Genomic DNA, 23838 nt, shown 5'->3' with positions numbered 1-23838 from the left:
TCAGTCCTCCTGGTTGTGGGTCGGGGTGTCACCGGTGGCCTCGACGAGCCTGGCGGCCAGAATCGGTCCGATCTGGGCCAGCGAGCCGGCCTGGGTCATCCGGTCGTGCCGGGTGGTGATCTCGTGCGACTCGATCCGGCCGGCGATGTACGGGCGCCAGGTTCCGGGCCCCGCGTCGTTCCCGTCACGGTCGATGGTGGAGTTGAACAGCAGCAGGTCCCCGTCGAACCTGCCGGGGACGAAGTCGACCGCCAGCCTGGCGTTGTTGATCATGATCTGGACGACGACCTCGATCTGCTGCCCCGTCAGTCCGGCCAGCGCGCTGCCCCGCTCGCGCAGGATCTCGGCGACCTCACCGTAGGTCAGCGGCCGGTCGCCCAGCTCGTCCGGGCTGCAGTCGAGCACACCGACGAGCACGTCACGCTCCGTGGGTACGGGTACCTCCTCGAACGCCACGTCCTTCACCGGGTAGGCGTCCAGGATCGCCAGCAGCGCGGTCCGCTCGCCGCGCGCCTGAAGCTCGCAGGCGATCGCGTGGGCGATCAGCCCGCCGGCGGACCAGCCGAGCAGCAGGTACGGGCCCTCCGGCTGGACCTTGCGGATCTGGTTGACGTAGTCGGCCGCCATCTCCTCGAAGGACGTCGGCCGGGGCTCGGGGCGGCCGAGGCCACGCGCCTGGATCGCGTAGACCGGGTACTCGGCACCGATGTGGTTCAGCAGCCCGCTGTACGACCAGCTGATGCCGCCCCCGGGGTGGATGCAGAACAGCGGTGTCCGGCTCCCGGTCGTGCGCAGCGGCAGCAGCACGTCCAGCGCGTCGTCGGGATCGTTCATGATCAGGCGCTCCGTCAGCCCGGCCACGGTCGGCGCTTCGAACAGCGTGCGCAGGCCCACCTCGACGCCGAGGGTCTCGCGGACGCGGGAGACCAGGCGGGCGGCGAGCAGCGAGTGGCCGCCCAGGTCGAAGAAGCTGTCGTCGAGGTACACCTGCTCCCGGCCGAGGACCTGGGCGAACAGGTCGCACAGCAACTGCTCCTGCGGCGTCCGCGGTCCGCGCCCGGCGCCCGGCGCACCGTAGTCGGGGGCCGGCAGGGCGGCCCGGTCCAGCTTGCCGTTGGCGGTCAGCGGCAGCACGTCCAGGCCGACGAACGCCGACGGCACCATGTAGTCGGGCAGTTCGCGGCGCAGCCGGTCGGACAACTCGCCTGATTCGGGCGCACCTTCGGGAGCGGGCACCAGGTAGGCGACGAGCCGCTTGTCGTCCGGCTGGTCCTCCCGGACGACGACGGCCGCCTGGGCGACGCCCGGGCAACTCGCGAGCACCGCCTCGATCTCGCCGGGCTCGATCCGGAAGCCGCGCAGCTTGACCTGGTGGTCGGCCCGTCCGGCGAACTCCAGCGTGCCGTCGTCCAGCCACCACGCCAGGTCGCCCGTGCGGTACATCCGGCTCCCGGCGGGCCCGTACGGGTCGGCGGTGAACCGCTGTACCGTCAGGCCGGGCCGGCCGATGTAGCCCCGGGCCACGCCCACCCCCGCGAGGTACAGCTCGCCGACCACGCCGGGCGGCACCGGCCGCAGCCCGGCGTCGAGTACATAGGCGCGCATGTTCGTCATCGGCCGGCCGATCGGCACGGTCGCGGCGTGTTCGGAGAAGGTGCGCACCGGGTGGCAGGTGGCCAGGGTCGTGGCCTCGGTGGGCCCGTAACCGTTGACCACCGTGATGCCGGGGCAGGCTGCCAGCACCCGGGCGACGGCGGCCGGGGAGACCACGTCACCGCCGGTCCACACCTCGCGTACCCCCGCGAGCAGGTCCGGCCGCTCCTCGGCGACCAGGCGGAACAGGCCGGCCGTCAGCCACAGCCCGGTCACCTGATGCTCGCCGACCGCCTGGTGCAGCAGGTCGAGATCGAGCCGTCCGGGCGGCGCGACCACGATCCGGCCGCCGATGAGCAGCGGCACCCAGTGCTCGTACGTCGACAGGTCGAACGCGGTGGGGGAGTGCAGCAGCACCCGCTCGTGGCCGCCCTCGCGCCAGCAGGGGGTGAGGGCGTGGGCGATCACGTCACGGTGGGTGACGGCCACGCCCTTCGGTCGCCCGGTCGAGCCGGAGGTGTACATCACATACGCCAACTGCCGCGGATCACACACCACTTCGGGGTCGCCGGCATCCGACTCGGCCTGGATCAGCGCGGTCAGCACGTCCTCGGTGAGGACCAGCGCGGCCCCGGACTCCCGGAGGATCAGATCGATGCGGGACTGCGGGAACCGCGAGTCGAGGGGCACGTAGGCGCCGCCCGCCTTGATGATCGCCAGGATCGCCACGACCAGATCCGCCGAGCGCTCCAGCAGCACCGCGACCGGTGTCTCCGGCACCACGCCCTGGCGGATCAGTGCCCGCGCCAGGCGGTTGGCCCGCAGGTCGAGTGCGCGGTAGGTCAGCTCGGTGCCGCTCGCCACGACGGCCACCGCGTCCGGGGTGGCCCGTACCTGACGGGCGAACAGCTCCGGCAGGGCGGCCTCGGGCAGCTCGGCGGCGGTGTCGTTGAACTCGTGCAGCAGCCGGTGGCGTTCCTCGCCGGACAGGATGTCGATCCGGCTGACCGGGCGGCCGGGGTCGGCGACCACCGCGCGCAGCAACCGCGTCCAGCGGGCGAACAGCAGCTCCACGGTGCCCGGGTCGAACAGATCGGTGGCGTACTCGACCGCACCGGCCATGCCGTCGAGGCTGCCGTCCGGTCGGTACTGCTCGGCCAGGCTGAACGTCAGGTCGACCCGCGCGGTGCCGGTGGGTGCCTCCAGGTAGCCGGTCGACAGTCCCGGCAGCGTGAACTCGCCCAAGGGCGCGTTCTGCAGGGCCAGCATGATCTGGAACAGCGGGTGGTGCGACAGCGACCGGGCCGGGTTGACGACCTCGACCAGGTACTCGAAGGGCACGTCCTGGTGGGCGTACGCGGAGAGCGCCTTCTGCCGTACCCGGCGGAGCAGTTCGGTGAAGCCGGGGTCGCCGCTCGTGTCGGTGCGCAGCACCAGGGTGTTGACCATGAACCCGACGAGGTCGTCCAGCGCCTGGTCGGTGCGCCCGGCGATGGGACTGCCGATCGGGATGTCGGTGCCGGCGCCGAGCCGGGTGAGCAGCGCGGCGAGACCGGCCTGGAGCACCATGAACATGCTGGCGCCGTGCGCGGTGGCCAGGTCCCGCAGTGCCTGGTGCAGTTCGGCGTCCAGCCGGACCGCGAGCCGGCCGCCCTGCTGGGAGGCCACGGCCGGCCGGGGCCGGTCCGCGGGCAGGTGCAGCCGTTGCGGCAGCCCGGCCAGCTCCTCGTTCCAGTAGGCGAGCTGTCGGGCGAACAGGCTGTCCGGGTCGGCGGCGTCGCCGAGCAGCTCGCGTTGCCACCGGGTGTAGTCGGCGTACTGCACCGGCAGCGGGGACCACGGCGGTTCCTCGCCCCGGCAGCGGGACGCGTAGGCCGTCGCCAGGTCGTGGGAGAGCGGGCCCATCGACCAGCCGTCGGCCGCGATGTGGTGCACCACGAGCAGCAGCGCGTGCCGGTCGGGGGCGAGCGCGTACAGTTCCGCGCGGATCGGCGGCTCGGCGGCCAGGTCGAAGCCGCGCTGCGCCCCCTCCGCCAGCCGGCCGGCCAGCCGTACGTCATCGAGCTCGACGACCGGCAGCTCGGGGCGGGCCTCGTCCGCGCTCAGCACGAGCTGGTACGGCACGCCGTCCGCCTCCCGCAGGACCGTCCGCAGGCTCTCGTGCCGGGCGATCACGTCGGCGAGCGCGGCCTGCAGCGCCGCACGGTCCAGGTCGCCGTCCAGGCGCAGCGCGAGCGGCATGTTGTAGGTGGCGCTCGGCCCGTCCAGGCGGTGCAGGAACCACAGGCGCTGCTGGGCGAAGGACAGCGGGATCCGGTCGGGGCGCGGACGGGCGGCCAGCGCGGGCCGCTCCGTGACCGAGCCGTCGAGGCGGGCCGCCAGGGCGGCCACGGTCGGGTGTTCGAAGAGCGTGCGGACTTCGAGCTCCGCGCCGAAGGTCGTGCGGACCCGGGCGGCCAGGCGGGTCGCCAGCAGGGAATGCCCGCCGAGGTCGAAGAAGCTGTCCTCGACACCGACCCCGGGCAGCCCCAGCACATCGGCGAAGAGTTCCGCGAGCAGTTGTTCCTGCGGGGTGCGCGGCGCCCGCCCGGTCGCGGCCGTCCCCAGGTCGGGGGCGGGCAGCGCGCGGCGGTCGACCTTGCCGCTGGCGGTCAGCGGCAGTGCGTCCAGGACGACGACGGCCGAGGGCACGAGGTAGCCGGGGAGCCGGTCGCGCAGCCGGTCGCGGAGCGCGCCGACGAGGGCGTTCACGGCGCGGCTCCCGGTCGGGCGGTTGGTGAGCGAGGACAGCGCGGTGCCGGACTTCCGCAGCGGCCGGTAGGCCTCGACGGGAGCGTCCTGCGAGGGGCCGCCGATGACGACGTCCAGGGCGTCGGGCGCGACGGCCGACCAGGTGACGTCCACCCGGCGGCCGAGTTCCTCGCCCAGCGCACGGAAGTCCTCCGGGTCGGGCAGGTCGTCGTGGTCCGGGCCGTGCAGCCGGTCCAGCAGTTCGGCGAGTGTGCCGTCCCCGTTCTGCACCGCCCGCGCCAGTGCCGCCTCGCGGGCGACGCGCCGGTTCGGCACCCCGGTGACGCGCACCGGGTCCGTGCCGGTGCGGGCGAGTCGCTCGCGCACCTCCGCGAGGCCGGCGACCTCGCGGCCCCACGTCAGCTCCCGAGGCGCGGCCGGTGCCGTCGGGACGGCCGACCGCTCGTGCAGCGTGACGTCGTAGCGGTAGCGAGTGAGCTCGTTGTGGTGCCGGCCGCGCTTGACCTCCACGGCCACGGCACCGACGGTGCCGCGGTCGCGCAGGACGGTGAAGAAGTCCGGGTCGACCAGGAGTTCCTTCTCCACCAGAAGGGCCTGCTCCACGGCACGGCGCACCGAGGGCAGGTCGGCGCCGTCATCGGCCCGGTGGAGCTGGACGGCCGTCGCCAGGGGGCGCAGCAGCCGCAGATTGCGGACGTCGCCCACGAAGAGCGCGCCGCCGGGGGAGAGCAGCCGCATCAGCCGGTCGATCACGTCCGCGAGGTAGTCGGCGGACGGGAAGTACTGCACCACCGAGTTCAGCACGATGGTGTCGAACCGCCCGGCCGGCAGCCCGTCGGTGTCGTGCGCCGGGCGGGTCTGCAGCACCACCCGCCGGGCCAGCCGCTCCTCCCGCGCCACTTGGGCGGCCAGCGCGTCGATCGCGGTGGCGGAGAAGTCGGTCGCCCAGTAGGTCTCGCAGTGCGGTGCGATCTGCGAGAGAAGCAGACCGGTGCCGACACCGACCTCCAGCACCCGGCGGGGGCGCAGGGCCAGGATGCGGGTCACGGTGGCGTCCCGCCACTCCCGCATCTGCTCGACCGGGATCGGGCTCGCGTCGTAACTGCTGTTCCAGCCGACGAAGTTCTGGCCGAAGGCGGCTTCCTCCGGAGCGATGGGCAGGGCTTCGTAGATGTCCCGCCACTCGCCCACATGGTCCGCTTCGAGGCCGCTGTCCCGGGACGCCTCCTGGCGCGGGACGACGTAGCCGACGAGCCGGTCGTCCCGGGCCAGGACGGCGGCCTGGGCGACGTCGGGGTGCTCGGCCAGGGCCGCCTCGATCTCGCCGAGTTCGATGCGGAAGCCGCGTACCTTCACCTGGTCGTCGGTGCGGCCGACGTACTCCAGGGCACCGTCGGTGCGCCGGCGGACGAGGTCTCCGGTGCGGTACATGCGCTCGCCGTCCGTGCCGAACGGGCAGGCGACGAACCGCCCGGCCGTCAGCCCCGGCCGGTTCAGGTACCCGCGCGCCAGGCCCGCCCCCGCGACGTACAGCTCTCCGGCCACGCCCGGCGGCACCAGCCGCAGCCGCTCGTCCAGGACGTACACCCGGGCGTTGGCGATCGGTCGGCCGATGGGCGGCACGCCCGATCCCGGGGAGAGCGGGTCGCTCATCGTCGCGCAGACCGTCGTCTCCGTCGGCCCGTACGCGTTGATCATCCGGCGTCCCGGGGCCCAGCGGGCCACCAACTCCGGTGCGCAGGCCTCACCCGCCACCACCAGTGTCGACACGCTCAGCGCGTCCTGCGGCAGGGCGGCCAGGACGGACGGCGGCACGGTCACGTGGGTGACCGCGAGGTCCCGGTCGGTCAGCGCGGCGACGGGCTCCGCCGGGGGCAGCACCAGGGCCGCGCCGCGCAGCAGGGCGGTGAAGACCTCCGACACCGAGGCGTCGAAGCTGGGCGAGGCGAACTGGAGCACCCGGCTGTCGGGTTCGATCGCGAACCGCTCGATCTGGGCGGTCACCAGACTCGCCACGCCGGTGTGGCTGACCATGACGCCCTTGGGGCGGCCGGTGGAGCCGGAGGTGTAGATCACGTAGGCCGGGTGGCGGGCGTCGAGTGCGACCTGGGGGTCGGTGTCCGGCCAGTCGCCCTCGGCCACGGTCGCGGGGTCGTCGATCACCACGGTGGGGCGGGCGTCGTCCAGCATGAACGCGATCCGCGCCTCGGGGTAGGACGGGTCCACCGGCAGGTAGGCGGCGCCGGCCTTCAGCACGCCGAGGACCGCCACGACCGACTCCACCGATCGCGGCAAGGCGACGGCCACGATCTGCTCCGGGCCCACGCCCCGGGCGATGAGCGCGTGCGCGAACCGGTTCGCCCGTGCGTTCAGCCGGCTGTACGTGAACTCGGTGTCGCCGCAGACGAGTGCGACCGCGTCCGGTGCCGCCGCCACCCGCGCCGCGAACGCCTCCGGCACCGGTACGGCGCCCACCTCGCGGGCGGTCGCGTTGTTGTGCTCCAGCAGCCGGTGCCGCTCGTCGGCGTCCAGGAGGTCGACCGTTCCGATCGGCTGCTCCGGATCGGCGGTGAGCTTCTCCAGCAGGAGTGTCCAGCGCCGGGCGAGGGCGGCGACGGTGTCCCGCTCGAACAGATCGGTGGCGTACTCCAGCACGCCGACGATCCCGGCCGGGGTTCCGTCCGGCCCGAACTGTTCGGCGAGGTTCACCCCCAGGTCGAACTTGGCGGTTCCGGTGGCCACCGCGTAGGTGGTGACCTCCAGGCCGGGCAGTGAGAAACGGCCCATCGGCGCGTTCTGCACGGCCAGGATGGTCTGGAACAGCGGGTGGTGGGACAGCGACCGGGAGGGGTTCAGCACCTCCACGAGGTGCTCGAAGGGCACGTCCTGGTGCGCGAAGGCCGACAGCGCGGTCTCCCGCACCCGGCCGAGCAGTTCGGTGAACGTCGGATCGCCGCTCGTGTCGGTGCGCAGCACCAGCGTGTTCACGAAGAAGCCGACCAGGTCGTCCAGCGCCTCGTCCGTACGTCCGGCGACCGGGCTCCCGATCGGGATGTCGGTGCCCGCGCCCAACCGTGTGTACAGCGCGGCGAGGGCCGCCTGGAGCACCATGAACAGACTGGTCCCGGTGCGCCGCGCCAACCCCACCAGGGCCGCGTGCAGTTCGGGACTCAGCTCCAGGCCGACCTGGTCTCCGTGCCAGCGGGCGACGGCCGGCCGGGGCCGGTCGGCGGGCAGCTGGAGCAGCTCCGGAAGCTCTGACAACTGCTGCTTCCAGTAGTCGAGTTGTTCGGCGAACCGGCTCTCCGGGTCTGCCGCGTCACCGAGCAGATCGCGTTGCCACAGCGTGTAGTCGGCGTACTGCACCGGCAGTTCCGGCCGGTCCGGTGCGCGACCCTCGCACCGAGCGGCGTACGCCTCGGCCAGGTCGCGGGCCAGCGGACCGGTGGACCAGCCGTCACCGGCGATGTGGTGCATCACCAGCAGCAGTACGTGCTCCTGCGGTGCGAGCGCGAACAGCTCCGCCCGCAACGGCGGCTCCACCGCCAGATCGAAGGGCAGCCGGGCGGCCTCGGCCAGCCGCTCCGGCAGTCCGGCCTCCGACACCCCGGTCGACCGTACCCGGGGCCGGGCCGCGTCGGGTGCCAGGACGAGCTGGCACGGTACGCCGTCGACCTCCGGGAACACCGTCCGCAGGCTCTCGTGCCGGGCCACCACGTCGAAGAGTGCCGCGTCCAGCGCCGCCGCGTCGAGCGTCCCGGTCAGCCGGAGCGCCAGCGGGATGTGGTACGTCGCGGCGGTGCCGTCCATGCGGTGCAGGAACCAGAGCCGGCGCTGGGCGAAGGAGAGCGGTACCGCCTCCGGCCGCACCCGCGCCGTCAGTGCCGGGCGGGCCCGGCCGGCCTCGGCCAGCGCCTCGGCCAGGCCCGCCGGAGTGGGCGTCTGGAAGAGCGTGCGCAATGCCAGCTCCACGCCGAGCACCGAGCGGATCCGTGCGACCAGCCGGGTGGCGAGCAGGGAGTGCCCGCCCAGGTCGAAGAAGTCGTCGTCGGGCCCGATCCGGGGCGCGCCCAGCACCTCGGCGAACAGCTCGCACAGGATCTGCTCCTGCGGCGTCCGCGGCGCCCGGCCCACCGCCGTGGTCGTCCACCCGGGCGAGCGCAGCGCCGCCCGGTCCAGCTTCCCGTTCGGCGTCAGCGGGAGCGCGTCCAGCAGGACGAACGCCGACGGCACCAGGTAGTCCGGCAGCCGGTCGCGCAGATAGGCCGTCAGCTCCGCGGGGTGTACGACCGCCCCGTGGCGCGCCGCCACGTAGCCGACGAGCCGGTCGTCCCGGGCGAGGACGGCGGCCTGGGCGACGTCGGGGTGCTCGGCCAGGGCCGCCTCGGACTCGCCGAGTTCGATGCGGAAGCCGCGTACCTTCACCTGGTCGTCGGTGCGGCCGACGTACTCCAGGGCACCGTCGGTGCGCCGGCGGACGAGGTCTCCGGTGCGGTACATGCGCTCGCCGTCCGTGCCGAACGGGCAGGCGACGAACCGCCCGGCCGTCAGCCCCGACCGGTTCAGGTACCCGCGCGCCAGGCCCGCCCCCGCGACGTACAACTCCCCGGCCACGCCCGGCGGCACCAGCCGCAGCCGCTCGTCCAGGACGTACACCCGGGCGTTGGCGATCGGTCGGCCGATCGGCGGCACGCCCGTCCCCGGGGAGAGCGGGTCGCTCATCGTCGCGCACACCGTCGTCTCCGTCGGCCCGTACGCGTTGATCATCCGGCGCCCGGGTGCCCACCGGGACACCAGCTCCGGCGTACACGCCTCACCCGCCACGACCAGAGTGGCGGCCGTGACGTCGGTGTCGTCGAGTGCCGACAGGGCCGAGGGCGGCAGCGTCACGTGCGTGACGTCGAGCCCGCGGTCCGTCAGGGCCTCCAGGGGGGCCTCGGACGGGGCCAGGACGAGGGCGGCACCCGTGAGCAGGGCGCTGCACAGGTCCCAGAACGAGGCGTCGAAGCTGGGCGAGGCGAACTGGAGCACCCGGCTGCCCGGTGCCACGCCGAGCCGCTCGACCTGCGCCGCGACCAGGCCCGCCACGCCGGTGTGGCTGACCATGACGCCCTTGGGGCGGCCGGTGGAGCCGGAGGTGTAGATCACGTAGGCCGGGTGGCGGGCGTCGAGTGCGACCTGGGGGTCGGTGTCCGGCCAGTCGCCCTCGGCCACGGTCGCGGGGTCGTCGATCACCACGGTGGGGCGGGCGTCGTCCAGCATGAACGCGATCCGCGCCTCGGGGTAGGACGGGTCCACCGGCAGGTAGGCGGCGCCGGCCTTCAGCACGCCGAGGACCGCCACGACCGACTCCACCGATCGCGGCAAGGCGACGGCCACGATCTGCTCCGGGCCCACGCCCCGGGCGATGAGCGCGTGCGCGAACCGGTTCGCCCGCGCGTTCAGCCGGCTGTACGTGAACTCGGTGTCGCCCCAGACGAGTGCGACCGCGTCCGGTGCCGCCGCCACCCGCGCCGCGAACAGCTCCGGCAGGTCCGATGCGGGAGTCCCGCTCACGGGGGCGGGCAGCAGCTCGCGGCGCTCCTCCTCGGACAGCAGGTCGATCCCGCCGATCGGCCGGTCCGGAGCGGCCGCGACCGCGCCCAGCAGCCTGGTCCACCGGGCGAAGAGGGTCTCCACCGTCGAACGGTCGAACAGGTCGGCGCTGAACTCCACCGCACCGCTCAGACCGGCCGGCGTGCCGTCGGACCCGTGCCGCTCCGCCAGGCCGAAGGTCAGATCGAGCCGGGAGGTCCCGGTGGGCACGGCCATCCCGGTGGCCCGCAGGCCGGGCAGTTCGAAGTCGCCGCCCGGTGCGTTCTGCACGGTCAGTCCGGTCTGGAACAGCGGGTGGTGGGACAGCGACCGGGAGGGGTTCAGCACCTCCACGAGGTGCTCGAAGGGCACGTCCTGGTGCGCGAACGCCGACAGCGCGGTCTCCCGCACCCGGCCGAGCAGTTCGGTGAACGTCGGATCGCCGCTCGTGTCGGTGCGCAGCACCAGCGTGTTCACGAAGAAGCCGACCAGCTCGTCCAGCGCCTCGTCCGTACGCCCGGCGACCGGGCTCCCGATCGGGATGTCGGTGCCCGCGCCCAACCGTGTGTACAGCGCGGCGAGGGCCGCCTGGAGCACCATGAACAGACTGGTCCCGGTGCGCCGCGCCAACCCCACCAGGGCCGCGTGCAGTTCGGCGTCGATCCGCACGTCCAGCAGGTCACCGCGGTACGACATGGCGGCCGGACGCGGCCGGTCGACGGGCAGGTGCAGCTGGTCGGGCAGCCCGGCCAGCGCCTCGGTCCAGTAGGCGACCTGGCGGGCGAAGACACTGCCCGCGTCGTCCTCGTCGCCGAGGATCTCGTGCTGCCACAGGGTGTAGTCGCCGTACGTCACCGGCAGCGGGGGCCAGTCGGGCGCCGCACCGTCCCGCCGGGAGGCGTAGGCCGAGGCGAGGTCGCGGGCCAGCGGGTCCATGGACCAGCCGTCGCCGGCGATGTGGTGCAGCACCAGCAGCAGTACGTGCTCCCGCGGCGCGAGCGCGAACAGCTCCGCCCGCAACGGCGGTTCCGACGTCAGGTCGAACGCGCGCACCGCCGCCTCCCGCAGCAGGGTGGGGACCTCCGCCTCGCCGACCGCGCGCACGGTCAGCGGGACGGTGACCTCGGCGGCGTCCAGGACCCGCTGGTGCGGAACGCCGGAGGTGTGCGGGAACACCGTGCGCAGGGTCTCGTGCCGGGCCACCACGTCGGCGAGCGCGGCACCCAGCGCGGCCCGGTCGAGGTCGCCGGACAGCCGCAGGGCGAGCGGCATGTGATACGTGGCGCTCGGCGTCCCGAACTGCTGGAGGAACCACAGGCGGCGCTGCGCGAACGACAGCGGCATGGGCTCGCGGCGGGGCCGGGGAACCAGGGCCTGCCGCGCGGCGCCGGCGTCGTCCAGGCCGGCCGCGAGCCCGGCGGGCGTCGGCGTCCGGAACAGGCTGCGCAGTTCCAGCTCGACGCCGAGGGTCGCCCGGACCCGCGAGACCAGCCGGGTGGCGAGCAGGGAGTGGCCGCCCAGCTCGAAGAAGTCGTCGTCGACGCCCGCCCGGGGCAGGCCCAGCACCTCGGCGAACAACTCGCACAGGATCTGCTCCTGCGGGGTGCGCGGCGCGCGGACGTTCCCGGCGGTGTCCGGCTCGGGCGCGGGGAGCGCCGCACGGTCCAGTTTCCCGTTCGCCGTCAGCGGCAACGCATCCAGCAGCACGAACGCCGACGGCACCAGGTGGTCCGGCACCCGCTCGCGCAGGTACGTCGTCAGCGCCGCAGCCGTCGCCCCGGACCCGGCCGAGGGCACCACGTAGGCGACGATCCGGGTCTCGTCCGGCCGGTCCGCCCGGGCGAGCACCGCGACCTGGGCGACACCCGGATGCGTGGCCAGCTCGGCCTCGATCTCGCCCGGCTCGATCCGGACCCCCCGGACCTTCACCTGGTGGTCCGTACGGCCCCCGAACTCCAGCTCGCCGTCGGCGCGCCAGCGGACCAGGTCACCGGTGCGGTACATCCGTGCGCCGGCCGGACCGTACGGGTTGGCGACGAACCGGGTGGCGGTGAGCCCGGGCCGGTTCAGGTAGCCGCGGGCCAGCCCCGCCCCGGCGAGGTACAGCTCGCCCGGCACACCGGGGGCGACCGGCCGCAGGGCCGCATCGAGGACGTACACCTGGCAGTTGGCGATCGGCCGGCCGATCGGCACCGGCAGTGGGCAGTCGGCGGGGTCGGCGGGCAGCGGGTAGGCGGTGATCACATGGGTCTCGGCGGGGCCGTAGTGGTTCTGCAGCACCCGGCCCGGCCGCCGGGCCTGGAGACGGCGTACCGCACCGCCCAGCCGCATCGCCTCGCCGGCCTGCGCGATCAGCCGCAGGGCCGGCAGCTCCAGTCCGGCCTCCTCGGCGGCCTCGGCCAGCGCCTCGACCACCAGGTTGGGCGCGAACAGCTCCTCGACGGCGTGCCGGTCCAGCCAGCGGGCGAACAGCTCGGCGCTGCGGCGCTGCTCCTCGGTCGGCACCACGAGGGTCTTGCCGTACAGCAGTGCGGACAGCATCTCCTGCACCGAGACGTCGAAGCTGATCGCGGTGAACTGCGCGGTGCGCGTGCCGGGTTCGCCACCGACGGCCCCGTGATGCCACGCCAGCAGGTTCAGCAGCCCGGCGGCGGGCATCACCACGGCCTTCGGCCGGCCGGTGGAGCCGGAAGTGTAGATGACGTAGGCCGGGTGGCGCGTGTCCACGGCGACGGCCGGATCGTGCTCCGGCTGCTCCTCGACGGGGGTGACGGCCGCGAGGTCGTCGAGCACCACGGCCGGACGCGCGTCCTCCAGCATGAACGCGATGCGGGCGGCCGGGTAGTCCGGGTCGACCGGCAGGTACGCCGCACCCGTCTTGAGCACCGCGAGGACGGCGACCACCAGCTCGGTGGAGCGCGGCAGCCGCAGGGCGACGACCTGCTCCGGCCCCACCCCGCGCGCGATCAGCGCGTGCGCCAGGCGGTTGGCCCTGCGGTTCAGCTCCCGGTAGGTCAGCGCGGTGTCCTCGAACACCACTGCCGGGGCGTCCGGGGTCGCCCGGACCCGCTCCTCGAACAGGGCCGGCAGACCGGCGACGGGAGCCGGGCCGGCGGTGTCGTTGCGCACGACCAGCAGCTCGTGCCGCTCCTCGGCGGCGAGGACGTCGATCCGGCTCAGCGGCCGGTCCGGCTCGGCGACCACCGAAGCCAGCAGGCGCAGCCACCGGGCGACCAGCCCCTCCACCGTGGCACGGTCGAACAGGTCGGTGCTGTACTCGACCCGCCCGACGATGCCCCCGGCCGGTCCGCCGGTGCCGCCGCGCTCCAGCAGGTGGACGGAGAGGTCGAACATCGCCGTGGGCGTCCGCACCAGCACGATCTCGCTGCTCAGACCGGGCAGGGCGAACTCGGTCCGGGGCACGTTCTGCAGGGCGAGCAGCACCTGGAACAGGGGCTGGCGGGCCGGCGACCGGGCCGGGTTGAGTGCCTCGACGAGGTGCTCGAACGGCAGGTCCTGGTGCGCGTACGCCGCCAGCGCGTTCTCCCGGACCCGTCCCAGCAGCTCGGCGAAGGTCGGGTCGCCCGAGGTGTCGGTGCGCAGCACCAGGGTGTTGACGAAGAACCCGACGAGGTCGTCCAGGGCCTGGTCGGTCCGGCCGGCGATCAAACCGCCGACGGGGATGTCCGTGCCCGCGCCGAGCTTGTCCAGCAGGGCCGCCAGCGCGGCCTGCAGCACCATGTAGACGCTGGCCCCGTGCTCCCGGCCCAGGCGGATCAGTCCGGCATGCAGCTCGGCGTCCAGCTCGACCGCGAGGTGACCGCCCGCATAGGAGGGCACGGAGGGACGGTGGCGGTCGGCAGGCAGCCGGATCTGCTCCGGAAGACCCGCCAGCGTCCGCGTCCAGTACGCCGTCTGGCGGGCGAACAGGCTGTCCGGGTCGGCCGCGTCACCGAGCAACCGGTGCTGCCACAGGGTGTAGTCGGCGTATTGCACGGGCAGCGGCGCCCACTGCGGTTCCTCGCCACGGCGGCGCGCCGCGTACGCGGTGGCCAGGTCGGCCGACAGCGGGCCCAGTGACCAGCCGTCACCGGCGATGTGATGGACCACCACCAGCAGGACGTGCGCGTCCGGTGCCACCTCGAACAGCTCGGCGCGCAGCGGTGGTTCGGCGGCGAGGTCGAAGCCCTGCGCCGCGGCCGCCACCAGCAGCTCCGGCAGCTCCGAGTCGTCGGCCGGGGTGGCCCGCAGCTTCGGCCGTACCGCCCCGGGTGCCAGGACCTGCTGGAACGGCACGCCGTCCGCGGCCGGGAAGAGCGTGCGCAGGCTCTCGTGCCGGTCGGCGACGTCGGCGAGCGCCCTTTCCAGGGCCGCCCGGTCCAGTGGTCCCGAGAGCCGCCACGCCAGCGGCATGTTGTAGACCGGTCCGGAGCCCTCCAGCTGGTGCAGGAACCACAACCGCCGCTGCGCGGACGAGAGCGGTACCCGGGCGGGCCGCTCCACCCGCCCGAGGGCGAGCCTGGCCCGGTCGGCGCCCCCCAGAACGGCGGCCAGCCCGGCCACCGTCGGGGTCCGGAACAGGGTGTGCAGCGCCAGCTCGACGTCCAGGGTCGCCCGGATACGAGCCACCAGCCGGGTGGCCAGCAGGGAGTGTCCGCCCAGGTCGAAGAAGCTGTCGTCGACGCCGACCTGTGCCAGGCCCAGTACCTCGGCGAACAGCCCGGCCAGCACCTGTTCCTGCGGGGTGCGCGGCGTCCGGCCGGCCCGGGACCCGGTGAACTCGGGCTCGGGCAGGGCACGCCGGTCGAGCTTGCCGTTGGCGGTCAGCGGCAGGGCGTCGAGGACGACGAACGCGGCGGGCACCATGTAGTCCGGCAGCCAGGCGCCGAGACGGGTGCGCAGCTCCTGCGGCCGGAGCTCGGCGCCGGGGGCGGGCACCAGGTAGGCGACCAGGCGGGTGTCCTCCGCCTGGTCCTTCCGGGCGATCACCGTGACCTGAGCGACCTGCGGGTGTTCGGCCAGCGCCGTCTCGATCTCGCCGAGTTCGATCCGGAAGCCGCGCACCTTCACCTGGTCGTCGGCACGGCCGAGGTATTCCAACTGCCCGTCGGCGCGTCGGCGCACCAGGTCCCCGGTGCGGTACATGCGCTCACCCGCGGTGCCGAACGGGCAGGCCACGAACCGCCCGGCGGTGAGCCCGGGCCGGTTCAGGTAGCCGCGGGCGAGGCCCGGGCCGGCCACGTACAGCTCCCCGGTCACGCCCGGCGGCACCAGGCCCAGCCGCTGGTCCAGCACGTACGTCCGGAACCCGGCGACGGCACGCCCGATCGGCGGCACGCCCGGCCCCGGCGACAGCGGCTCGCTCATCGTCGCGATGACCGTCGTCTCGGTCGGACCGTACGCGTTGATCATCCGGCGCCCCGGCGCCCAGCGTGCCACCAGTTCCGGCGGGCACGCCTCACCCGCGACGGCCAGCGTCGGCACGGTCACCGCGTCCGGCGACAGCGCCGCCAGCACGGACGGCGGCACCGTCGCATGGGTGAGAGCGAGGTCCGGATCGGTCAGTGCGGAGACCGGCTCGGCCGCGGGTGCCGGCACCAGCGCGGCACCGGTGAGCAGGGCTCCGCACAGGTCCCACAGCGAGACGTCGAAGCTGGGGGAGGAGAACTGGAGCACCCGGCCGGTCGCGTCGATGCCGAGCCGCTCGACCTGCTCGGCCACCATTCCCCGCAAGCCCGCGTGGCTCACCACCACACCCTTGGGCCGTCCGGTCGAGCCGGACGTGTAGATCACGTACGCCGCGTGCTGGGCGTCCACCGCGACGGCAGGGTCGGTGTCCGGCCACTCGGACACGTCGGCCACCGTCGCCGGATCGTCGACCACCACGGCCGGCCGCGCATCCTCCAGCATGAACGCGATCCGCGACTCCGGATACGCCGGATCCACCGGGAGATAGGCGGCTCCCGTCTTCAGGACGCCCAGGACGGCCACCACGAACTCCACCGACCGCGGCAATGCCACCGCCACGATCCGCTCCGGACCCGCACCCCGCGCGATCAGCGCATGAGCGAACCGGTTCGCCCACGCGTCCAACTGGCCGTACGTCAACTCGCTTCCCTCGCAGACCAGGGCGACACCCTCGGGCGTCGCCGCGGCCTGCGCCGCGAACATCTCCGGCAGACTGGCGGTGCCCGCCCCGCTCCCGGCGGCGGGCAGCAGCGCGCAGCGCTCCTCGCCGGAGAGCAGATCGACACGGCCGAGCCGCTGCAGCGGGTCGGCGACGGCCGCCCTCAGCAGCCGCACCCAGCGCGCGACCATCGTCTCGACGGTGGCCGGATCGTACAGATCGCTCGCGAACTGGACGAACGCGTCGATCCCGTCCGGGGAACCGTCCCCGGTGTGCCGCTCGGACAGCGAGAAGACCAGGTCGAACTTGGACGCGCTCGTGGTCAGCTCCACCTCGCCGACGCGCAGCCCCGGCGGGGCGAAGTCCGCCCGGGGCGCGTTCTGCAGCACCAGCATGACCTGGAACAGCGGGTGGTGCGCCAGCGACCGCACCGGGTTGAGGGCCTCCACCAGGTACTCGAACGGCAGGTCCTGGTGGGCGTACCCGGCCAGCGCGGTGTCCCGCACCCGCCCCAGCAGCTCGGCGAACGTCGGATCGCCGGAGGTGTCCGTACGGAACACCAGGGTGTTGACGAAGTAGCCGACCAGCTCGTCGAGCGCCTGGTCGGTCCGGCCGGCGATCGGGCTGCCGAGGGGGATGTCGTCGCCCGCGCCGAGCTTGCTCAGCAGCGCCGCCAGCCCGGCCTGGAGCACCATGAACAGACTCGTCCCGTGTGCGCGGGCGAGCTCCCGCAGACCACGGTGCAGCTCCGCGTCCAGCCCGGCACGCACGAAGCCGCCCCGGTGCGAGGCGACCGCCGGGCGGGGCCGGTCACCGGGCAGCTGGATCTGCTCCGGCAGACCGGCCAACTGCTCCACCCAGTAGGCCGACTGGCGGGCGAACGGGCTGTCCCGGTCGGTGGTTTCGCCGAGCAGCTCGTGCTGCCACAGGGTGTAGTCGGCGTACTGGACCGGCAGCGGCGCCCACCGGGGCTCCTCGCCACGGCAGCGCGCCGCGTAGGCGGCGGTCAGGTCCTGTGCGAGCGGGCCCAGCGACCAGCCGTCGCCCGCGATGTGGTGGAGCACCACCTGGAGCACGTGCTCGTCCGGCGCCAGCTCGAACAGCTCGACGCGCAGCGGCAGATCCACCGCCAGATCGAACGGCCGGGCCTTCGCGGTCGCCAGCAGGTCCGGCAGCCCGGCCTCGGCGGCCCGGCTCACGTCCAGCCGCGGGCGAGCCGCCACGACGTCCAGCACCCGCTGGTACGGCACGCCGTCCACCACCGGGAAGACCGTGCGCAGGGTCTCGTGCCGGGCCACCGCGTCCGTCAGGGCGGCTTCCAGGGCCCCGCGGTCCAGGTGTCCGGACAGCCGCCAGGCCAGGGAGATGTGGTAGTCCGCGCCGGCACCCTCCAACTGGTGCAGGAACCAGAGCCGCCGCTGCGCGAACGACAGCGGGATCTGCTCGGGGCGCGCGTGCGGCACCAGCGCCCGCTGCGCTTGGCGGGCACCTGTCAGGGCGGAGGCCACGCCGGCCGGGGTCGGGGTCTCGAACAGGGTGCGCAGCTCCAGCTCCACCCCCAGGGTCGCGCGGACCCGGGCGGCCAGGCGGGTCGCCAGCAGCGAATGCCCCCCGAGGTCGAAGAAGCTGTCCTCGACGCCGGCCTCGGCCACCCCGAGGACCTCTGCGAACAGCTCGCACAGGATCTGCTCCTGGGGCGTACGCGGCGCGCGGCCGGTGTGCGCCGGAGCGAGGTCGGGGGCGGGCAGCGCACGTCGGTCCAGCTTGCCGTTGCCGGTCAGCGGCAGGCTCTCCAGGGTGACGAACGCGGCCGGCACCATGTACTCCGGCAGCCGTTCCCGCAGGTGCTCGCGCAGTTCCGCCGAGCGCGGGACGGCCCCCGGGGCGGGCACCAGGTAGGCGACCAGCCGGGTGTCGTCGGCCCGGTCCTGGCGGGCCAGGACGGCGACCTGGGCGACACCGGGGTGCGTGGCGAGCGCCGTCTCGATCTCGCCGAGTTCGATCCGGAAGCCGCGGACCTTCACCTGGTCGTCGGCCCGGCCCACGAACCGCAGGCTGCCGTCCGCACACCGGCGCACCACGTCACCGCTGCGGTACATGCGGGCACCGGCCGGCCCGAACGGGTCGGCCACGAAGCGTCCGGCGGTCAGACCGGGCCGGCGCAGGTAACCGCGCGCCAGCCCGGCGCCCGCGACGTACAACTCCCCGGGCACGCCCGGGGCCACCGGCCGCAGATGCGCGTCCAGCACGTACGTGCGCAGGTCCGGGACGGCCGTGCCGATCCCGCCGGCGGCGGTGCCGGACCGGTCGAGCGCGGCGTGGGTCACGTGCACGGTGGTCTCGGTGATGCCGTACATGTTGACCAGCAGCGGCGCGTCGTCCGGGTGCCGCTCGTACCAGCTCGTCAGCCGGGCGTGCTCCAGCGCCTCACCGCCGAACACCACGGTGCGCAGGGCGAGCGAACGGCCGGTCTCCGGTGCCTCCTCGTCCGCCTGCATCAGCTGGTAGAAGGCGGACGGCGTCTGGTTGAGCACCGTCACCCGCTCCCGGGCGAGGAGCTCCAGGAACGCGTGGGGCGAGCGGCTGGTCTGGTGGTCCACGACCACCAGACGGCCGCCGTGCAGCAGCGGGCCCCACAGCTCCCACACCGAGAAGTCGAAGGCGTAGGAGTGGAAGAGGGTCCAGACGTCCTCGGCGCAGAAGCCGAACAGCTCCCGGGTGGTGCCGAACAGCCGCACCACGTTCCGGTGCGGGACCACGACGCCCTTGGGGTCGCCGGTGGACCCGGAGGTGTGGATGACGTAGGCGGGGTGGCCCGGATCGAGGGGGACCTCCGGGTCGGTGTCCGGCAGCCCGCCCAGGTCGGTGGCGTCCAGCAGCAGCCGGTCCACCGCGTCCGTGCCCGGCAGTTCGCCGATCAGGTCCGTCGTGACGAGCAGTGACGGCCGGGCGTCCCGGAGCAGGTAGGCGATCCGGGCGGCGGGGTACTGCGGGTCGACCGGAACATAGGCGGCTCCCGCCTTGAGCACGGCGAGGACCGCCACCACCAGCTCGGCCGAGCGCGGCAGGGCCAGCGCCACCAGCTGCTCCGGCCCCACGCCCCGGGCGATCAGGTGGTGCGCGAGCCGGTTGGCCCGGGCGTTCAACTCGCCGTAGGTCAGCGAGACCTCGCCGCTCACCACGGCGACCGCCGCCGGGTTCGCCCGTACCTGCTGCTCGAAGAGCGCGGTGATGCTGGTGTCCGGCGACTCCCCGCTCCGGCCGACGGCGGCCGGCGACAGTGCGCGGAGCTCGTCGGCGGACAGCACGTCCACCTGGCCGATCCGCCGGCCGGGATCGGCCACCACGGCACGGAGCAGCCGCAGCCACCGATCGACGATCCCCTCCACGGTGGTCGCGTCGAACAGGTCGGTGCTGTACTCCACCAGGCCCGACAGCCCGTGCGCGCCGGGCTGTTCGGTCAGCATGAAGGTCAGGTCGCACTTGGCCGTCCCGGTGTGGACCAGGTCGGTCGCCACGCGCAGCCGCGGCAGGTCGAACGTGCCGAGCGGCGCGTTCTGCAACGCGAGCATGGTCTGGAACAGGGGGTGGTGCGCCAGCGACCGGGTCGGGTTCAGAGCCTCCACGAGGTGCTCGAACGGCACGTCCTGATGGGCGTACGCGGCCAGCGCGTCGGCACGCACCCGGCCCAGCAGTTCGGTGAACGACGGGTCGCCGGAGAGGTCGGTGCGCAGCACCAGGGTGTTGACGAAGAAGCCGACCAGGTCGTCCGCGGCCTCGTCGGTGCGTCCGGCGATCGGCGTGCCGACCGGGACGTCGGTGCCCGCGCCGAGCTTGCTCAGCAGGGCGGCCAAGCCGGCCTGGAGCACCATGAAGAGGCTGGCCCCGCCGTCACGGGCGAGCGCGCGCAGACCCCGGTGCAGCTCGGCGTCGATCCGCACCGGCAGGAGGGCGCCCCGGTGGGACGTCACCGCCGGCCTGGTGCGGTCGAACGGCAGCTCGACCTGCTCGGGCAGGCCCGCCAACTGACGCTTCCAATAGTTCAGTTGAGCGCTCAGCAGGCTGTCCGGGTCGGAGCCTTCACCGAGCAGCTCCTGCTGCCACAGGGTGTAGTCGGCGTACTGGACCGGCAACGGTGACCACTCCGGCTTCGCTCCTTCGGAACGTGCCGCGTAGGCGGTCGCCAGGTCCCGCGAGAGCGGACCCATGGACCAGCCGTCGCCGGCGATGTGATGCACCACCAGCAGCAGTACGTGCTCATCGGCTCCCAGCCGGAACAGCTCGGCGTGCAGCGGCGGCTCCTCGGAGAGCCCGAAACCGTGCCGGGCCGCCTGTGCCAGCCGGTCCGGCAGCTCGCCCTCGCCGACCTCGGTCACCCGCAGACGCGGCCGTGCCTCGTCGAGGTCCAGCACCCGCTGGCACGGCACGCCGTCGACCACCGGGAAGGCGGTGCGCAGAGACTCGTGGCGCTCGACCACGTCCGCCAAAGCGGCTTCCAGGGCCCGCTGGTCGAGGTCGCCGGACAGCCGCAGCGCCAGCGGGATGTTGTACGTGGCGCTGGGTCCGTCCATGCGGTGCAGGAACCACAACCGGCGCTGCGCGAAGGACAGCGGGATCGCCTCGGGCCGCTCACGCCGTCCCAGCGCCGGCCGGGCCCGGTCCGCGCCGTCCACCGCCGCCGCCAGTTCCGCCACCGTCGGCGCGTCGAACAGGTCGCTCAGCCTCAGCTCCACCCCCAGCGCCGACCGCGCCCGGGCGACCAGCCGCGTCGCCAGCAGCGAATGCCCGCCGAGGTCGAAGAAGCTGTCCTCCGGCCCGGCCTCGGCCACCCCGAGCACCTCGGCGAACAGTCCGGCCAGCACGTGCTCGGTCGCGGTGCGCGGCGCACGGCCCGGGGCGGCCACCGCCTTCTCGGGGGCCGGCAGGGCCCGTCGGTCGAGCTTCCGGTTCGGCGTCAGCGGCAGTGCGTCCAGCATCACGAACGCGGTCGGCACCATGTACTCCGGCAGCCGCTCGCGCAGGTGCTCGCGCAGCGCCGGCACGGCCACCGGAGCACCGGGCGCCGGCACGACATAGGCGACCAGCCGGGCGTCCTCCTCGGTACGCACCAGCACGGCGGCCTGCGCGACCTGAGGGTGCTCGACGAGCACGGCCTCGATCTCGCCGAGTTCGATCCGGAATCCCCGGACCTTGACCTGGTCGTCGGTGCGGCCGAGGAACTCCAGGTTCCCGTCCGGATCCCACCGCACCAGGTCGCCGGTGCGGTACATCCGCGAGCCGGCCGGCCCGAACGGGTCCGCCAGGAAACGCTCGGCGGTCGGGCCCGGCCGGTTCAGGTAGCCCCGTGCCAGGCCCGCGCCGGCGATGTACAGCTCACCCGCCACACCCGCGGGCGCCGGCCGCAACGCGCCGTCCAGCACGTACAGGCGGGTGTTGCCGACCGGCCGGCCGATCACCGGACGCGGGCTCGACGCCAGCGGCGCGACGACCGAGTTCACCGTGCACTCGGACGGGCCGTAGAAGTTCAGGCAGGACACCCCGTCGGCCGAGCGCAACCGCTCCCACAGCTGCTCCGGGACGGCCTCCCCGCCCGCCGCGACCATGGCGGGACGCCACCGGGGATCGTCCAGCATCCCCTGCGCGACCAGAACGCGGAGGTACGACGGAGTGGCCTCGACGAAGTCGAGCCGGCAGCGCCCGGCGTACGCGACGAAGGCGTCGGGGTCGGTCCACGTCGCCTGGTCCAGGACGTGCAGCTCATGGCCCGCGAACAGGGCGAGCAACTGGTTCCAGCACGCGTCGAACGAGACCGACGTGGTCAGGGCCACCCTCAGCCGCTGTCGTTCGGCGAGCAGGGGCGGGTACAAGGTCCGCTGCTGGTCGGCGAACAGGTTGAGCAGGCCGCCGTGGGTCGCCAGCACTCCCTTGGGCCGCCCGGTGGACCCGGAGGTGTAGATGACGTACGCCGGATGCTCCGGAGCGACGGCCGCCCGCGGGTCCGTCGCCGGACGGCCCGCCACCATCGCGGCCGTCTCCGGTTCATCGAGCACCAGCCGCTCGGCGGGACCGGCCTCGGGCAGCCGCTCCCGGACACGGGTGTCGGTCACCACCAGGACCGGCCGAGCGTCGTCGAGCATGTACCCGATGCGGGCGGCGGGGTACTCCGGGTCGACCGGGACGTACGCGGCCCCGGCCTTGAGTACCGCGAGGATCGACACCACGAGTTCCGCCGAGCGCGGCAGGGCCACCGCGACCAGCCGCTCCGGCCCCACCCCACGGGCGATCAGGGCGTGCGCCAGCCGGTTCGCCCGTGCGTCCAGTTCCGCATACGTCAGGGACGCGTCCGGCCCCACCACCGCGACCGCGTCGGGTGCCGTCCGCACCTGCGCCCGGAACACCTCCGGCAGGCTCTCGGTGCGGGCCCGGGTCACCGTGCCGGTGCCCCGTGTCAGCAGCGCACGCTCCTCGTCCGCGCGGAGCAGGCCGATCCGGCCGACCGGCCCCTGCGGTGCGCGGTCCGTGAGGGTGTCCAGGAGCGCGATCAGCCGCCGCTGGTGGGCGGCGAGTTCGTCCCGGCCCCAGGTCCCGGGCGCGCCCTTGAGTTCGACCCGGAGTTCGTCGTCTCCCCGCCGGCCGGTGACCCAGAGGGCCAGCCCGGCGGTCGGTTCCGGGAGCAGGTAGTGCAGCGTGGCGGGGTGCCCGGCGAAGCTCGACGCGGAGTCGAAGACCATGATGTTGACGACGAGCGGGAACGTCGCCCCGGGGGAACCGGGGACGCCGAGGTCCCGGAACAGATCCTCGCTGCGGTAGCGCTGGTGCGCGAGGGCCGCGTCGGCCTCCCGTGCCACCTGGGCGACGAGGTCGTGCCACGGCGTGTCCGGCCGCATCGGCAGGCGCAGGGGCACCACGTTCGCCATGCTTCCGGGCGTGGTCAGCAGCGTGCGTCCGGCTCCCTCGCGTCCGGTGACGGGGAGGCCGATCAGCACGTCCCCGTCCCCGGTGAGCCGGTGTGCGTAGAGAGCCGCCGCCGCGATCAGCGGACGGGACCAGTGGATCTCGTTCTGCGTCGTCCCCGCTCGCAGCGCGTCCACGGGGAGCACCGCCGGTTCCACCGCGGCGTGCGGGCCGCTCCCGTCGCGCGGAGCCCGGCCGGTGAACCGCGTGGGTTCCGCCTGGCCGGCGAGCCGCTCCGCCCAGTACGCCTGATCGGAGGTGAACTGTTCCGAGGCGCGGTAGTCGGCGTCGGCGCGGACCAGCTCGGTCAACGAACGGAACGGCGACGGCGGGACCGGAGCGCCCGCGGCCAGCGCCGTGTACGTCCGCGTGAACCGCCGCCGGACGAGGGAGAGGCCGAATCCGTCCATCACCAGGTGGTGGTAGTTCTGGTAGAGGAGGTGGTGTGCGGGCGACAGGCTGATCAGCGCGAAGCTGAAGAGCGGATCGCGCGCGAGGTCCAGTGGACGCATGCGGTCCCGGGCCATCCACGCCAGGGCCGCCGCCCGGGGGTCCGGCTCGGCGCTCAGGTCGAGCAGCTCGGGTGCCCAGTCCCATGTCCCGCGGACGACCTGTCGCGGTTCCTGCCCGTCGTCGGCGAACGTCACGTGCAGCGCGTCGATCTCGTCGACCACCCGGCGCAGCGCGGTCTCGAAGAGCGCCGCGTCGACCGGGCCGTGGACCTCCAGATAGTCGCCGATGCGGTAGGCGTCGACCGCTGTCCGCGCGCGCTGCTCGGCGAGCCAGATCTCACGCTGGGCCGCCGTCAGGGGAAGGGCGTCGCCGTCGCGACGGGACAT

At 73.9% G+C, this 23838-nt stretch carries 1 protein-coding gene; it reads right to left on the bottom strand.

The window, feature by feature from the left end; genetic code table 11:
• Positions 1-23838: a non-ribosomal peptide synthase/polyketide synthase gene (locus ACZ7KF_RS21225; RefSeq protein WP_471077015.1), complete on the bottom strand. Its 23838-nt coding sequence runs from the start codon at positions 23836-23838 to the stop codon at positions 1-3.

The sequence above is a fragment of the Streptomyces sp. NPDC038200 genome, assembly GCF_055600785.1.
The sequence above is the reverse complement of the archived record's forward strand: the minus strand, read 5'-3'. Positions and strand labels throughout refer to the sequence as shown.

Excerpts from the sequence above, each read along its gene's own strand:
- ACZ7KF_RS21225 (WP_471077015.1), bottom strand. The coding sequence starts at position 23,838 with ATGTCCCGTCGCGACGGCGACGCCCTTCCCCTGACGGCGGCCCAGCGT.